Annotated in this window: 13 protein-coding genes; 9 read left to right on the top strand and 4 right to left on the bottom strand. The window is 61.4% G+C overall.

Annotation, left to right across the window (positions count from 1 at the left end; all coding sequences use genetic code 11):
- Positions 1 to 62: 62 nt before the first annotated feature.
- Entirely contained in the window at positions 63 to 863 is an 801-nt protein-coding gene (locus FJQ55_RS03320; protein ID WP_140826285.1) for a hypothetical protein, read from the top strand.
- A 238-nt stretch (positions 864 to 1,101) separates the two neighbouring features.
- On the top strand, positions 1,102 to 8,589 hold the full coding sequence (locus FJQ55_RS03325; protein ID WP_140826286.1) for a beta strand repeat-containing protein: 7,488 nt from the start codon (positions 1,102 to 1,104) through the stop codon (positions 8,587 to 8,589).
- A gap of 115 nt (positions 8,590 to 8,704) precedes the next feature.
- On the opposite strand, the gene FJQ55_RS03330 is transcribed toward FJQ55_RS03325, so the two are convergent.
- The gene (locus tag FJQ55_RS03330) at positions 8,705 to 8,908 is read right to left on the bottom strand and encodes a hypothetical protein (protein ID WP_062276256.1); all 204 of its coding nucleotides are present in this window, start codon (positions 8,906 to 8,908) and stop codon (positions 8,705 to 8,707) included.
- Positions 8,909 to 9,113: 205 nt separating this feature from the next.
- On the opposite strand from FJQ55_RS03330, the gene FJQ55_RS03335 reads away from it, so the two are divergent.
- The 3 genes from FJQ55_RS03335 (at position 9,114) to FJQ55_RS03345 (ending at position 11,038) form a co-directional block, all read left to right on the top strand.
- Positions 9,114 to 10,115, top strand: a complete 1,002-nt coding sequence (locus tag FJQ55_RS03335; RefSeq protein WP_140826287.1) for a GlxA family transcriptional regulator — start codon at positions 9,114 to 9,116, stop codon at positions 10,113 to 10,115.
- Between the two features lie 43 nt (positions 10,116 to 10,158).
- The gene (locus tag FJQ55_RS03340; RefSeq protein WP_140826288.1) at positions 10,159 to 10,554 is read left to right on the top strand and encodes a (R)-mandelonitrile lyase; all 396 of its coding nucleotides are present in this window, start codon (positions 10,159 to 10,161) and stop codon (positions 10,552 to 10,554) included.
- Positions 10,555 to 10,705: 151 nt separating this feature from the next.
- Positions 10,706 to 11,038, top strand: coding sequence for a helix-turn-helix domain-containing protein (locus tag FJQ55_RS03345; protein ID WP_140826289.1), 333 nt, complete (start codon positions 10,706 to 10,708; stop codon positions 11,036 to 11,038).
- Positions 11,039 to 11,102: 64 nt separating this feature from the next.
- Here FJQ55_RS03345 and FJQ55_RS03350 read toward each other — a convergent pair whose 3' ends face one another.
- The 3 genes from FJQ55_RS03350 to FJQ55_RS23400 all read right to left on the bottom strand — a co-directional run bounded on the left by FJQ55_RS03350 (position 11,103) and on the right by FJQ55_RS23400 (position 13,040).
- A complete protein-coding gene (locus FJQ55_RS03350) occupies positions 11,103 to 12,293 on the bottom strand; it encodes an NnrS family protein (protein WP_140826290.1) in 1,191 nt (396 codons plus the stop codon).
- A 65-nt stretch (positions 12,294 to 12,358) separates the two neighbouring features.
- On the bottom strand, positions 12,359 to 12,874 hold the full coding sequence (locus FJQ55_RS03355; protein ID WP_140826291.1) for a hemerythrin domain-containing protein: 516 nt from the start codon (positions 12,872 to 12,874) through the stop codon (positions 12,359 to 12,361).
- 10 nt (positions 12,875 to 12,884) lie between these two features.
- On the bottom strand, positions 12,885 to 13,040 hold the full coding sequence (locus FJQ55_RS23400) for a hypothetical protein (protein WP_167507684.1): 156 nt from the start codon (positions 13,038 to 13,040) through the stop codon (positions 12,885 to 12,887).
- A 121-nt stretch (positions 13,041 to 13,161) separates the two neighbouring features.
- Here FJQ55_RS23400 and FJQ55_RS03360 point away from each other — a divergent pair, with 121 nt between their 5' ends.
- The 4 genes from FJQ55_RS03360 (at position 13,162) to FJQ55_RS03375 (ending at position 15,965) form a co-directional block, all read left to right on the top strand.
- Positions 13,162 to 13,707 (top strand): cytochrome c oxidase subunit 3, encoded by a 546-nt coding sequence (locus FJQ55_RS03360; RefSeq protein ID WP_246085010.1) that lies wholly within the window; start codon positions 13,162 to 13,164, stop codon positions 13,705 to 13,707.
- 8 nt (positions 13,708 to 13,715) lie between these two features.
- Positions 13,716 to 13,991: a cytochrome C oxidase subunit IV family protein gene (locus FJQ55_RS03365; protein WP_140826293.1), complete on the top strand. Its 276-nt coding sequence runs from the start codon at positions 13,716 to 13,718 to the stop codon at positions 13,989 to 13,991.
- A gap of 148 nt (positions 13,992 to 14,139) precedes the next feature.
- A complete protein-coding gene (locus FJQ55_RS03370; protein ID WP_062276241.1) occupies positions 14,140 to 14,592 on the top strand; it encodes a c-type cytochrome in 453 nt (150 codons plus the stop codon).
- A 26-nt stretch (positions 14,593 to 14,618) separates the two neighbouring features.
- Positions 14,619 to 15,965 (top strand): nitric-oxide reductase large subunit, encoded by a 1,347-nt coding sequence (locus FJQ55_RS03375; RefSeq protein WP_140826294.1) that lies wholly within the window; start codon positions 14,619 to 14,621, stop codon positions 15,963 to 15,965.
- Positions 15,966 to 16,001 lie beyond the last annotated feature (36 nt).

The raw sequence follows: 16,001 nt of genomic DNA on the forward strand, positions 1-16,001 counted from the left end.
GCAGCAAGGCCATCGCCGGCCTCAGCACCACAGTCATTGCCGCACTCACCACAGACCAGACGGTGGGTCTGACGGCCACGCAGGTAGGAGCACTGAGTTCAGCTCAGATCGGCGCTCTGACAAGCGATCAGGCGACGGTGCTGACAACCACTCTGACATCGACGCAGATCGCCTCGCTCACGTCGGCACAGGTGACGGCGCTCAGCACCGATCAGGTTCCAGCCCTGAGCACTGCCCAGATCGCCGGCCTCGGCTCGGCGGCTTTGGCGGCGCTCGGCACCGATGACCTTGCGACCTTCTCGTCCAGCGAAATCGCGCTGCTCAGCTCCAAGGCCTTGGCAGGGCTTTCCACCGATAACGTGGCAGCACTGACAACGGACCAGACTTCAGGCCTGACGTCGACGCAGATTGCAGCACTGAGCACAACTCAGCTGGGCGCCTTGACCACCGACCAAGTGGCCGCTCTGACCACGGGGCAGATTGCGGCCTTCACTTCGGCCCAGGCAGCATCCCTCAGCACGGCCAATATCGCCGCCCTGACCACCGCAGGGATCGCAGCACTCAGCACGTCTGCAATCGCCGCTTTGACCACGGCTCAGATCGATGCTTTGAGCACCGACCAAGCCGAGGCCCTGACCGCGACGCAGGTCGCCGCATTGGGTTCTGCAGCAATGACCGCTCTGTCAACGGCAGATCTGTTGCTATTCTCAACGGCAGACATTGCCGCCATCAGCTCGAAAGCGATCGTCGGTCTTGAGACGGGTGACATCGCAGCTCTGGACAACACCCAGCTCCAGGCCTTCACCAGTACACAGACTGGTGCGATCACAAACGATCAGGTAACCGCCATTATCGCGGCCTAAGCGGCGATCTGATCCGCACGCAATCACTCATACACTGTGACTGAAGAAGGCGCCTCTTAGGGGGCGCCTTCTTCGTTGTGTGGTGCGTTCGTCGCCCGGCTTTAGCCGAAAGTTCCCTGTCCAGTCTCGGGCAAGCCCGACCGCTTAACGATGGCGGACATTTATAGTCGCGCGCCCTCGGTTCCGTTGCGGTACCGGAGTTGATTTTGATGACAACATAGCATCACGGATTTTGTAAATGAGCACCACGATCTCGTCTCTCAGCGTCACTCAGATCCGGTCACAATCAACGTCCTCGGTTGCTGCATGGTCGACGGAAGACGTGGCGTCGCTGACGACGCAGCAGATTGCTGCGCTGTCATCTGCCCAGATTGCCGCGCTCGACACGGAAGACGTCGATGTGATGAGCAGTCGTCAGCTCAACGCGATCTCGCAGTCCGCAATCGTTGGTCTGACGCTGGATCAGCTGGCAGTGCTCGACCAGGCCGATATCGAGAGCCTGAACAGCACGGCTGTCGGCAAACTCACGACCAAGCAGATCGCGGCCCTCTCGAGCGCGCAGGCGGCCGCTCTGACGGCCGCTCAGGTCGCGAACCTGACGGCTACGCAGCTTTCGGCAATGGGCTCCGAGGACATCGCGGGCTTCTCTACGGCCGATATGGCTGCCATCAGCAGCAGCGCAATCTCGGGGCTTTCCATCGAGGCTTTGGCCGTGCTGACTTCGCAACAGGTCGCCGCTCTGAGCACCGGCACGATCGGCCAGCTGACGACGAAGCAACTGGCGGCGCTCACCACGGCCCAGACAAACGCCTTGACCACGCAGCAATTGGGAGTGCTGACTGGAAAGCAGATCACCGCGCTCAAGACGGAGAACCTCTCCGAACTCTCGACGGCCCAGATCGCGGCGCTCAGCACAGCGGCGATCGCCAGCCTGTCCACGGCCCAGCTGGTTTCCCTGTCGACGGCGCAGGTTGATGCCTTGACCACGAGCCAGATCAAGGTGTTGAACGCCTCGCAGATCGCCGTGTTCGATGAAGACGATTTTGGTACCTTTACCACAGCCGAGATCGCCGCTCTTTCAAACAAGACGGTGCCGGGCATCACCACTGCGGTCTTCGCAAGCTTGAGCACAAGCCAGATTGCAGCCCTCGCGACAGCTTCGGTTGCAAGTCTGACGACGGCCCAGATGACCGCTTTGAGCACCACCCAGGTGGAAGCGTTCACCAGTGACCAGACGAAGGCGCTGACGTCTGCACAGGTTGCCGTCCTCTCAGCCGATGCGATTTCGACGTTTTCGACTGCGGACTTTGCAGCCCTCACCAATAAGGCCGTGACAGGCCTGTCGACGGATGTGGTCGCCACGCTCACTGCAAGCCAGATATCCGCGATGAACACCAGTGCCATCGCGGGGCTCTCCACGCGCCAGTTGGCCGTCTTTTCCACAGACCAGGTGGCCGCTCTGACGGAGACCCAGGTCAAAGCCATGAGCTCCCGTCAGATCGGCGGATTTACTACTGAAAACGTCACGGCTCTAAGCGCAGCACAGATTGCGGCAATCACCACGGCCGGCATCATAGGGCTGAACAGCACGTTGATCGGCGCACTTTCAACGCAGCAGGTCGAGGCTCTGACGTCGGCCCAGGTCAAGACCCTACGTTCCGATCAGCTTGCAGCCCTGAGCGCAGAGGATATTGCTACCTTCTCGACCGCGGACATCGCAGCGATCGTGAACAAGGCAGTGTCGGGGCTGTCGACGGATGCAATTGCGGCTTTGTCGACCGCTCAGATCGCCGCTTTGTCGACCTCGACGGTGTCAAGCCTAACCACTGACCAGATCAACGCCCTGTCCACCACACAGGTAGAGGCCTTTGGGACGACACAGGTCAAGGTTCTGACCGCAAAGCAGTTGGGTGCTCTCGGAACGGATGATATCGCGACCTTCTCCACGGGGGACATCGCGTCGCTGACGAGTGCTGCCGTCATCGGGTTGAACACCGAGCTTGTGGCTGCGCTCACCACCACGCAGATCGCTGCCCTCAGCACCGCTGCAATCACCAGCCTGACCACCACCCAGATCAGTGCATTGACGACCGAGCAGGTACCGGCTCTAGCAACCTCGCAGATCAAGCTCTTGAACTCCAAGCAGATCGCGGCCCTGAGTTCAGCAAACGTAGCCGCCCTGTCCACTGCTCAGATCGCAGCCCTGAGTGTGACCGCGGTCACCGGCTTGACCACTGAGCACATGGAGGTCCTGTCTTCCGCCCAGGTCGAGGCCCTGACCTCGGGCCAGATCAAGTCGCTGAGTTCGGCACAGATCTCCATGCTTGATAGCGGAGACCTCGCAACCTTTACGACGGCGGAGATCGCTGCGATCACCAACAAGGCCGTGTCCGGCATTTCGACCGAGATCATTGCGGCGCTGCCGACCACCCAGCTTGGTGCCCTTTCGACCTCTGCGATGGCGGCATTGACGACCAGCCAGGTCGAGGCCCTCGGGACCAATCAGCTGTCGATTTTGTCCACCAATCAGATCGCTGCGCTGACGGCCGCCCAGGTCGCCGCCATCAGTTCCGGCGCCCTCACCGTGCTGTCGACCGAGCAGGTCGCCTCGCTGAGCACGCTCGGCATCGGCGGCCTGACGTCGGAACAGGTTCAGGCCTTGTCCACCGCCCAGGTTCAGGCTTTGACGGAGAAACAGGTCAAGGCTCTGAAGTCTACGCAGATGGCGGCTCTCGGCACGGACGATCTCGCCACGTTCACGACGGCGGAGATCGCGGTCCTCACGAGTGATGCAATCTCCGGCCTGACGGAAGAGACAGTCCAGTCGCTGACCACCGCCCAGATCGCCGCCATCAGCACGGGCGCTATCGCCAAGCTGCCGGTTGATCTCGTTGAAGTCCTGACATCTGAGCAGGTGGCGGCGTTGACCACCAAGCAGATCGCGGCCCTCGGCTCGAAACAGGTCGCGGCCCTCAACACGACGAATATCGCGTCCCTGACGACCGCGCAGGTGCAAGCCTTGAGCGGTGCTGGCATCGCCGGGCTGACGACGACCCAGATTGTTGCGCTGAGCACCGCTCAGATGCAGGCTCTCACCACGACCCAGGTCGCGGCTCTGGGGTCCCTGCAGATCGAAGCGCTCGGCACCGAGGACCTCGCAGTCTTCTCGACGGGTGATATCGCCGCGCTGACCGCCGCTGCTGTTCCCGGGCTCTCCACCTCTCTCATCGCATCCCTCACGACCGGTCAGATCGCGGCCTTGAGCACAACGGCCTTTGCCACCTTCAGCACTGCTCAGGTGGCGGCTCTTGGGTCGGATCAGATTGGTGTGCTCACCAGCAAGCAGATGGCCGCCCTGACCTCAACACAGATTGGCGCCCTGACGACGGAGACGATCGGCGGGCTTTCCACGCTCCAGGTTGCGTCACTTAACACCGTGACGCTCGCTGCGTTGACGACGGCGCAGATCGCGGCACTGACGACGGCGCAGGCGGAAGCCCTGACCACGGTCCAGGTCGCCGCTCTGACCGCTTCGCAACTCTCCGTCCTCACGGCCGATCATCTCGCGACGTTCGCGACCAAGGATATCGCTGCCATCGGATCGGTCGCGATTGGGGGTCTAACGACCGACGTCATCGCCACACTGTCGACCGCCCAGGTGGCGGCCTTGAATGCATCAGCAATCACGGGCCTATCCACCAAGCAGATCGACGCTTTCAGCACGGCTCAGGTCGAGGCCCTCGGGACGGCGCAGGTTGCGGCACTCAGTTCAACCCAGTTGGCGGTATTGGGCTCTGACGACATCGCCACCTTCGCTACCAAGGATGTGGCTGCAATCAGCGCTGCGGCCATTTCTGGCCTCACGACTGAGGCTATCAGTGCATTGTCTTCGGCCCAGATGGCCGCCCTGACCATGGCCGGTGTCGCCGGCATGAGCACCAAGCAGGTGGCAACGCTTTCCTCTGGCCAGTTCGCGGCCATGAGCACCACCCAGATTTCAGCGCTCTCCTCGGCTCAGATCGGTGCAATTGCCACAAGCACGCTTGTGACGCTATCGACCAATCAGGTTGCGGCCCTGGGCGTGGGCACAGTACCTGGCCTGACCTCCAGCCAGATCGATGCGTTGAACGCAGCCCAGGTCGAAGCTCTGACCGCCAATCAGGTGGCCGCGCTGACCTCGTCCCAATTGGCGATGCTGACCACGGCTGATATTGCGACTTTCTCGACTGCGGACATCGCCGCTATCGGGTCGGCGGCGATCGGTGGTCTCTCGACAGCTGTCATTGCGTCTCTCTCGACCGCGCAGGTTGCCGCCCTGAAAACAGCAGGCATCCCCGGCTTGCGCACGCAGCAGGTCGCCGCGTTGACCACGGCGCAGGTTGCAGTGCTCGGGACCCTGCAGATTGCAGCACTGTCTTCCGCGCAGGTTGCGGTTCTCAGCACGGACGAGATCGCGTTACTGTCCACTGCCCAGGTGAGCGCGCTGAGTGCAGACGGTATCAGCGGCCTTGGCACCGCACAGATCGTCGCCATGAGCACCGCTCAGGTGGAGGCACTGACACCAACCCAGGTGGCGGCACTCGCTTCCAAACAGATTGCGGCACTCGGCACGGATGACATAGCCGTCTTCTCGACCGCTGATATCGCCTCGATAACTTCAAGTGCCGTCGTTGGCATGACCTCTGACCAGATCGCAGCGCTGTCGGCCGATCAACTTGCAGCCTTGAGTGCCGGCGGGGTCGGCGGCTTGTCGACGTCGCAGTTGAACGGGTTGACCCCGTCTCAGGTGGCGGAACTCACGACGGCCCAGATCGCGGCCCTGAATTCCAGCCAGGTCGCGGCCATCTCGACGTCCGGCATCGCTGCCTTCTCCACCACCCAGATCGCGGCAATCAGTGCCCAGGGGATTGCCGGTCTGTCGACGGCACTGATCAATGTATTGAGCACCGCTCAGGTGGAGGCCCTGAGCACGACCCAAGTCGCTGCCTTGAGTTCGCGTCAGATCGCTGCCCTCGGGACCGACGATCTCGCCACCTTCTCCACGGCGGATGTGGCTGCGATCAACACGGCGGCCGTCGCCGGCCTCGCGACCGGATCGATTGCAGCGCTTTCGGCCGATCAGGTCGCAGCACTGAACACTGCAGTGATCGCTGCTTTGTCGACGTCGCAGATCGCTGCCCTGACCGTCGGTCAAATCGATATCATGAAGACCAGCCAGATCGCGGCCCTGGGCTCCCGTCAGATTGCCGCTCTCGCGACGGATCGAGTGGCGATCCTCTCGGCAGATCAGATTGCCGCGATCAGCGCCGTTGGCGTGACTGGGCTTACCCAGACACAGATCCAGACGCTTGTTTCCGATCAGGTGGAGGCATTGACCCCCACGCAGGTCGCAGCATTCAGTTCCACACAGATCTCAGCGCTGGGTACTGAAGACTACAATGTCTTTTCCACTGCCGATCTCGCGGCCATCGCGTCGGGCTCGATTGCCGGGATACCGACCTCCGTGCTGGCAGCCTTGACTGGCGATCAGATTGCGGCTCTCAGCGCTAGCGGGGTCTCCGGACTGACGACCGGGCAGATCAATGCGCTGAGCACGGCGCAGATGGAGGCCTTCACGACAACCCAGGTTGCGGCGCTGACCACACGACAGATCGCCGCATTCGGGACCGATGACTTTGCCGCACTCACCACGGCACAGGTAGCGGTCCTGAGCACGGCCGTCGTGAATGCTCTGACGACGACACAGATCCTCGCCTTCAGTTCGGAGCAGGTCGAGGCGCTGACATCGGTTCAGGTGGGAGCTCTCACCTCCACCCAGATTGGCGTTCTCAGCACCGCCGCCCTCGACATGTTCTCAACGGCTGACATCGCTGCCATCAGTTCCACCGCGATCAAGGGGCTTTCCACCGGGACCATCGCATCCTTGTCGACGGAGCAGATCGCTTCTCTTGGCACAGCTGCGATCAGCGGACTGACGACGGACCAGATTGCCGCACTCAGTACAGTGCAGGTCGAGGCACTCACATCGCAACAGATTGCCGCTCTCGGTTCGAGGCAGGTCGCTGCCTTGGGCACGGACGATCTGGCAGTTTTGTCGACCGCCAAGATCGCAGCCCTGACCACCACGTCGATCGCCAACCTGACGACAAGCCAGATCGCGGCACTCAGTGTCGACCAGATTGAAGCTTTCTCTTCGTTGCAGGTGGCAGCCCTAACCTCAGCGCAGGTCGCGGTGCTCACGATCGACGCTATCGAGACCTTCTCGACGGCAGACATTGCTGCCATCAGTTCGGCCGCTATCGCGGGTCTATCGACCGGCATGATCGCTGCGTTTTCGACCAACCAGATTGCTGCGCTCGGAACCAGCGGCATTGCCGGCCTGTCGACCGCCCAGATCAATGCGATGAGCATCGATCAGATCGAAGCCCTCACCACCAAACAGGTGGCGGCACTCACGTCCCGCCAGATCGCAGTTCTCGGAACGGACGATCTGGACGTCTTCTCTTCGGAAGACATCGCGGCGATCAGTGCAGCCGGCATTGAAGGCCTCTCAACCACCATGATCGCCAGCCTGACGCCAGCGCAGGTGGGCGCTCTCAGCACGGGTGCGGTGGCAGCCCTCAGCACGAGCCAGCTGGCCACCCTGACATCTGAGCAGATCGATTCGCTGACAACGGCCCAGGTCAAGGCCTTGACCTCCAAGCAGATCGGGTCACTCACCACTGAAGACCTCGGATCCTTCTCGACCGCCCAGATCGCGGCCATCAGTGCGGCGGGCATGGCTGGGTTGACCAAGACCCAGATGGCAACTCTCAGCGTCGAACAGATCAGCGCGATCACGACGTCTCAAATCGGCGCTCTGACCTCGGATGCCCTTTCGGGCCTGAGTGCCGCCGATATCGAAGGCTTCTCGTCAGAAAAATTTGCCGCCATCAGCTCGTCGGGTATCGCCGGCCTGTCGACGGCATTCATTGCCGGGTTGAGCACCAGCGCCATCGCTGCACTCAGCACGGCAAGCGTCTCGGGTCTGTCCAGCGCGCAGATCGCCGTGCTGGGAGCCGACCAGATCGACGCCTTCTCGACCAGCCAGATTGCGGTCCTGAGTGCCGATGCCATGGCGGGCATTTCCACGCTGGGTATAGCGACGTTCTCGCAAACCGATCTCGCGGCCATCAGTGCCTCGGCGATCAAGGGTCTGTCCACGGCCGTCATCGCATCACTGTCCACGGGTGAGATCGCAGCTCTGTCCACCGCCCAGATCGCCGGCTTGAGCTACAATCAGGTCGATGCCATGAGCACGCTGCAGATTGGCGCCCTGACACTGGCACAGATCGGCGCCATGGGAGCAGTGCAGGCTGCAGGTCTCGGCACGGAAGATGTGGCGCTGATGTCGACGGATGCCATTGCAGCCTTGAGCAGCAGCGCCATCTCGGGCTTGCGGACGCAGGTGATCACGTCGCTAACGACCGCTCAGGCCGAGGCGCTCAAACCAGGCCAGGTCGCGGCTCTGAACTCTGCCCAGGTGGCGGCCCTTGAACTGGAGGACCTGGCAACCTTCTCGTCGTCGGATATCGCGGCCTTCAGTTCAAGCGGCATAGCCGGACTCTCGACAACCTACATCTCCCAGCTCTCAAGCACGCAGTTGGGCGCCCTGATGGATCATCAGATGGGCGTGATGAACTCCGACCAGGTGGCGGCGGTGATCGCGGCTTATCTCGGCTCCTGAACCGCCTGACATTCGGGCTGAATAGAAAAGGCCTCCCTGGCATTCGCCGGGGAGGCCTTGTTGTATCCATTCAGGCACCGCGCCTTCGCTCGAATGCGGTCGGCCAGGCAAAGCCTCAAACAGCGAGGACCGGCTCGAGATCACGCTCAAGAGCAACGCGTCCCTGTTTGAATTCTTCGTTGTAGAGACGATATTGAGGGCTGTTGTCACGCAGCGGCATCGGTGCCTGAACCGTGTAGGTAGAGGCAGCCTTGGGTGACAAGGCGGTCAGATTGGTGAGACGGACGGCTTGGCCGACGGTGAAGCGATGAACGGGCATGACTTTTCCTTGCACGGCTGGAACGAGATCCTTGGAGAAGGATCGCAAACGACGATCGGCTTTCGCTGACTGCCACTACTACAAGATGTAGGGTCTAAATTAAAAATTGCAATGAGACGATAGCACAAGAGTGCCGAAAACACGCTGAGGGGATACCCGGTCGCCTAGGCTCCGGACGCGGGATCGGCTACGAGTGCTGGGACAGATGAGGACGGAACGGATGGCCATCGCAGAACGCAACAGCAAGCCGCAGCTGAAGATTGCCTTCGTGCTGTCGCGCGCCTTCACGCTTTCGGCGTTTGGCTTGTTTATCGACACCATTCGCCTCGCCAGCGACGAGTTCGACCGCTCCGGGCGCGTCAAGGCCGACTGGCACGTCCTTGGCAGCACCCGCCACCTGATTACCTCGAGCTGCGGTGTTCAGGTGGCGCCCACCAGCGACTTCGTTGATCCCAGCCGGTTCGACTACATCGTGGTGGTCGGCGGACTGCTCGGCCAGCAGGCCGCCGTGGATGAGGAAACGATCCAGTTCCTGCGACGCGCCGATGCTCAGAAGGTGCCGCTTATCGGGCTTTGCACCGGCACCTTCATCCTAGCTGAGGCCGGATTGATGAAGGGCCACCAGAGCTGTGTCAGCTGGCTTCATTATCAGGCATTTCGCGAGAGATTTCCGGATCTCGATGTCCGTTCGGACCGGCTGTTCAATCTCGACCGCCGCCGCGGATCTTGCGCCGGCGGCAGCAGCTCCGCCGATCTCGCTGCCTTTATCGTGCGCCAGTATCTCGGCCATGACGCGGAGCGCAATGCGCTCGAGGTCCTGCAGATCGAGCGGGCCCGTTCGAACCGAGACATCCAGGTCCGCCGTCCCCTGACCATCGAGTGTGAAGATCCTCGGATCAAGGCCGTGCTGATCCTGATGGAGCAGACACTCGAAAGCGAACTGACCATCGACCAGCTGGCCCGCTCTGTCGGCCTGTCTCGACGTCAACTCGAACGGCTCTTTGCACAGGAACTGAAGGCATCGCCGGCACGCGTCTACATGCGGCTGCGCATGGAGCGGGCAAAGATGCTGGTCGCCCAGACCGATGCTTCTCTGATCGACATCGCCCTCCAGGTCGGATTCGAGAACACTTCGCACTTCAACCGGGTGTTCAAGAGCATCCATGGCAAGACGCCGGGTCAGATGCGCAATGCACTGCCGGCCTGATCAGGCGCATCGGCACCCGAAGCGAGAAGGAACAGGAAGCAAGATGGACATCAAACGCGCAGGCAGTCAGCCTTCCGGTAAGGGCCCGTCAGACTGGTTTACCGGAACGGTTCGGCTGGACCCGTTGTTTCCAGCTCGTGCGCCGGCAAGGGTGGCCGGCAATGCTGTGACCTTCGAACCCGGCGCCCGCACCGCCTGGCATACCCATCCGCTCGGCCAGATCCTGATCGTCACGGCAGGCCTCGGTCGCGTCCAGCGCGAAGGCGGGCCTGTCGAGGAGATCAGACCGGGCGACGTCGTCTGGTTCGAGCCGGGCGAAAAGCACTGGCATGGGGCAAGCCCGACGGTCGCCCTGACCCACATTGCCATTCAGGAGGCGCTGGATGGCAAGGCTGTGGACTGGCTGGACCATGTGAGCGACGACGACTACGCCGCCTGACCGCCCGCCCATTTTTCCAACCAGCGCTATGTGCCGTGGCTGGAGGAAGGTATTCGATCGCGCCGAAACGCAATCGAACTTCACTCCCGGTGGGACGTTGTCAGTTGGAAGGCTTTGACCTTCGTCTGGACGCAAACCCGAAAGGATCGGCATGATCACCGGAAGACAGATTGCAGCGGCGCGTGCGCTTCTGGGGTTAACCGCAGCTGACCTTGCCCGGCAAGTTGAATTGCCGCTCGCCACCGTCGAAGAGATGGAGGCAAGGGCCACTGCTTGTCCTGATGACAGGAGCGAGGTCGAAGTGCTTCGCACCGCGCTGGAAAAGGCGGGGATCACCTTCATAGATGAGCGCGTGACCAGCGCTGCCGGCGGACCCGGAGTTCGCCTCTCCGTCCCCCTTTCGACATCTCATGACACCGACGTGAGCGGGACCGTGCAGTATCCGGAAATGGCCAAGGACGGCCCCTTCGGCGCTGGCGGCTGACGATTGGACCGGGCTCCGAAACGGCACCCGGTTTAAAGAGACGCAGTCGGTGCGGCGGCCGCCTCTACCGGCTACGAAGCAGGATCGATCCGTAAAACACCACATATCCCAGGAATGCGACAATCCAGGCGATGCCTGCCACTGAAAGCAGGGCAGAAGCGTCTTTGGGCAGGACGGCCGCGCCGATGCGGGCGGAGGCCGCGATGATGGCAAACGCATAGATGAGCCAGGTCGTGGTCCAGGGGGCGTGGAGCGCGAGCCCGGTATGGCCGCGTGTCGCCCTGGTCATAACGGCAAGGATCATGATGCCGATGCCGCCCACCGTCCAGGCATGGATACCGGCGGACGCCAGGCTCGGATCATCGAGCAGCAGGGACGAACCTATAAGCAGGAAGCCGATGGGCAAGAAGAAATAGCCGAGATGCAGGATCCAGAGGAGAGGTTCGCTGAGGGTCTTCAACGGGCGCCAGCGGAACTGGCGCACGAGGTGGGCAGCACCGATTGCAATCATCAGCACACCGAGAGGCGTTGCGACGTTGAGGCCAGCGCGGGCTTGAATGACCCAGGCGAGTAGGGTGACCAGCGACAGAATGATCACCACAGCATCGAAGCGCGAGAAAGGTACCGGCAGCAGTCCGGGACGATTGGCCTTAAGCCAGTTTCCGGTGAAGGAGGGAATGATCCGCCCGGAGACGATGGACACCATCAGAACGATCGTCGCAACCGCGAGACGTGCGGAAATGAGGGTGTCGCCGAACTGCTCGAGCTCGATGAAGAAACACACTTGTGAAAGGCTAAGGAGAGCAAGAATGACGAGGATCTTGTAGTTACGGCGGTTGCCCGCGGCCGCGAGTTCCCGACCGATCATCAATGCGAAGGCAGGGAGGAAGAGGCACGCAATCGGCGCGGCGATGATGAGGCCGGTCGATCCCGACAGGGCAATCGAGGCCCGTCCGGCAAGCCAGAGCAGGAAGAGGCAGAGCAAGGGCCTCCCGGCAATCGCCGCGCGGCCCGTCCAGTTGGGCACCGCCGTCAGAAGAAACCCGGCAACCACGCCGGGCACGAAACCGAACAGCAGCTCATGCTGATGCCAGGCGAGAGGGGGCAGTGCGACCGGAAGATCGAGGAGACCGAGATACCACGGAATCCAGATCGCCACCACCAGTGCAGCGGCAACTGCACTGCCGGGAAAGAACAGGCGAAACCCACCGGAGAGCAAGGTCTCCGATACGGACCGAGGGGGGAGGCTGTGCATGGCAGTGCCCTTTCGAGGCGATATCCGGAGCCGAGGGCTCTGAAGCAAATGATGTTGGAGAAGGGTCAGGGATCTGCTGGGGGCAAAAAGGATTTTGGTGGTGCGGGTGAGCCCGTATCCGGCTCATGGCCGCCTGCCGCAGCGACAAGATTATCCAAAAGGATCTGCTCCGCTGCCACATGGCGCTGAAGATAGTCCTGGAACCGTGTCGTCATGCGCGCCACCGTATCGAGGCTCAGCCTGCAGCGACCGTCTGCGACAGCGTCGAGCGTCAGTTTGAGCTCATGGGCAGCCTTGCGATCGACGCCATGCTCCGCCTTGATCTGCGCAATCATCAGGGAACTGAAGCAGGAACCGGCTTGCTCCTCCAAGGTTGGATATAATGTCTCTTCTTCAAGCTTGTGAGCGGCATCGACGAGCGGTTCGAGCTGGGCAGCAATAGGCCTCGTGGAGGCAGGCACGATGGCATGCTTGAGATCTCTCGCGAGTTCTTCGAGTTCGAGACATAGTGCCAAAAGGGCGCGGTGGCGCTCTTCCATCATGGTCACCTGCATCCGGGACAGTTTTGGTGTGTGCAGCATGTCCGCCTCCTCACTGGCCGACGAACAGGACGACAGCGATCAGCCCCGAAGCCACGATCGCGGAGATCGTACCCGTTGGCTGAAGCACACCCATGCGATGGAGCATCAGGGCAAAACCCATGATGACAGGGGTGGCGACGATGAGCCCGATCTGTGCATCCGTCATGGCGGTCTTCCTTCCGTTTCGCATGCACTTTGCCCGGTCTTTCCGCAGCCTTCTTTGCGCTCCCACAAAGAGGAACAGGGATCGTCGCTCTAAAACGGACCCGACAAAGGGAGATGCGACGATGGCCTTGGAAACGAGCCTCGGAAACGAGACAAAGGATGACCAACTGCTGCTCTGGATCCTGGTGTGGAGCGAACTGATCGCGTTCGGAATACTGATCCTCGGCTTCCTCGTGGTCTCGACCTATCAGATTGAAGCATTCGACCTCGCCCGCTTGCATCTGAGGCCGGGGATTGCAGGGGCCAACACGCTGATCCTGTTGCTCAGCGGATATTTCGTCGCGCTCGCGGTACGGCATCGCGACGACCTCTCTGCCGTCAAGCGGCCACTGAGGCTCGCGGCTGCGCTTGGCCTCTGCTTCGTCGCCGTCAAGCTGTTCGAATATGGGGGCGAGCTGCGCTTCACCACGGATGCCACGCTCGGTTCCTTCTTTGAACTCTACTTCATGATCACTGGCTTCCATCTTTTCCACGTCTTCTTCGGCGCTCTCGCGCTGCTGCTCGTTGCCTGGCGTCCGGCGCACGAGAATGTGCGTCTTGTTGCAACGCTCTGGCACGTGATCGACCTTGTCTGGCTGGTCATCTTCCCGATCCTCTATCTGGCGTGAGGCCCTTCATGACCCGCAGACAACATGAAGAACTGGCCGGAACGCTGGCCATGCTGCTGACCTTTGCCGTGGGTGCCGCCGTCGTCGCAGCCCTTGCCGGCGGCACGGTCGTCCCTATTGGAGCCGTGCTCGTCATTGCTTTCGCCAAGGGCCGCCTGATCATCCTTGATTTTCTGGAATTGCGAGGTGGGCTCCACCCGATGCGGCTTGCCCTCATTGCTTGGCCAGCGCTTCTGCTGACGGCTGCCTTTGCCCGCTCGGTCGCGGTCGCTTTCGCGGGGTGATCTTCGCGCTCTTTGTCGGTGCGCAAAGAAGGCTTTTCGCCAAGCGCTAGAAACGGGACATCCCGTGATGCCGACACCGCAAAGAAGGTTGATCGCGGAGACCTCAACGACCGGCCATTCAAGCACCGGCAGACGGAAGGACAAAGGCATGGCAGAGCGCCTGACCAAGACCGGAGCGCGCAACGTCTTCTACGGCGGCTCCATATTCTTTTTTGCGATCTTCGTGGGGCTTACGGCCCACAGCCACTATTACATGCGCACCACCTCGACAAACGAGGCGACGCTCAGCGAAAGCGTCGAGCGCGGCAAACGTGTGTGGGAAAGAAACGCCTGCATCAACTGCCACACGCTGCTGGGTGAGGGCGCTTATTTCGCGCCTGAACTTGGCAATGTCTGGACCCGTTGGGGCGGCAAGGACGATCGCGACGGTGCGCGCGAGACGTTGCGCGCCTGGATGGCTGCACAGCCCTCAGGCGTCGAGGGGCGCCGGCAGATGCCCCAGTTCCACCTGACGGATGACGAGATCAACGATCTCGCCGATTTCCTCGAGTGGACCAGCACGATCAAGACCCAGAAGTGGCCGCCCAACGACGCCGGCTGAGCCTTTCGACCTCAAGGAGACATGACATGAAATATCAAACCCAGAAGGTCGCGATGCTGTATTTCTACGGCGCGCTCGGCCTCTTCCTCGCCCAGGTTCTGTTCGGCGTTCTGGCCGGCACGATCTACGTGCTGCCGAACACACTGTCCGAACTGCTTCCGTTCAACATCGTGCGCATGATCCACACGAATGCACTGATCGTGTGGCTGCTCATGGGCTTCATGGGCGCCACCTACTACCTGCTGCCGGAAGAAACGGAAACGGAGCTCTATAGCCCCAAACTGGCCATCGCCCAGTTCTGGATCTTTCTGATTGCGGCAGCCGTCGCGGTCGTCGGCTACCTATTCCACATCCACGAGGGTCGCGAATTCCTTGAACAGCCCTTCGCGATCAAGGTGGGCATCGTCATCGTTGCCCTGATGTTGTTGCTCAACGTCACCATGACCGTGCTCAAGGGTCGCAAGACCGTCGTCACCAACATCCTGATCTTCGGGCTCTGGGGCGTCGCGATCTTCTTCCTCTTCGCCTTCTACAATCCGGCCAATCTCGCACTCGACAAGATGTACTGGTGGTTTGTCGTCCACCTTTGGGTCGAAGGCGTATGGGAGCTGATCATGGCTTCGGTCCTCGCCTTCCTGATGATCAAGCTGAACGGCATCGACCGCGAAGTGGTCGAGAAGTGGCTCTATGTGATTGTCGGTCTGGCCCTGTTTTCCGGCATCCTCGGCACCGGCCACCATTATTACTGGATCGGCGCGCCCGGCTACTGGCAGTGGATTGGCTCGCTCTTCTCGACGCTGGAAGTGGCACCCTTCTTCACCATGGTCATCTTCACCTTCGTCATGACCTGGAAGGCCGGCCGCAAGCATCCGAACAAGGCTGCCCTTCTGTGGTCGCTGGGCTGCTCGGTCATGGCCTTCTTCGGCGCAGGCGTTTGGGGCTTCCTGCACACCCTGTCGTCGGTCAATTACTACACCCACGGGACACAGGTCACCGCCGCACATGGCCATCTCGCCTTCTTCGGCGCCTATGTCATGCTCAACCTTGCGGTCATGGCATATGCCATCCCCGAGTTGCGCGGACGCGAACCGTATAACCAGTGGCTGTCCATCGCTAGCTTCTGGATGATGTGCACCGCCATGTCGGTGATGACCTTCGCGCTCACCTTCGCCGGTGTCCTGCAGGTGCATCTGCAGCGGGTCCTGGGCGAAAGCTACATGGACGTCCAGGATCAGCTTTCCCTCTTCTACTGGGTTCGCCTCGGCTCGGGTGCCGTGGTGCTTGTCTCGGCACTGATGTTCGTCTGGGCGGTGCTGATGCCCGGCAAGGAGAAAGCCACCGCCTTCGGTGGCTACGTCGAGCCGGCCGAGTGAGGCCTATGCCCCGCCCGCTTGCCCGCCTTCTCGGTT

The sequence above is a fragment of the Rhizobium glycinendophyticum genome (assembly GCF_006443685.1).
Classification (GTDB): Bacteria; Pseudomonadota; Alphaproteobacteria; order Rhizobiales; family Rhizobiaceae; genus Allorhizobium; species Allorhizobium glycinendophyticum.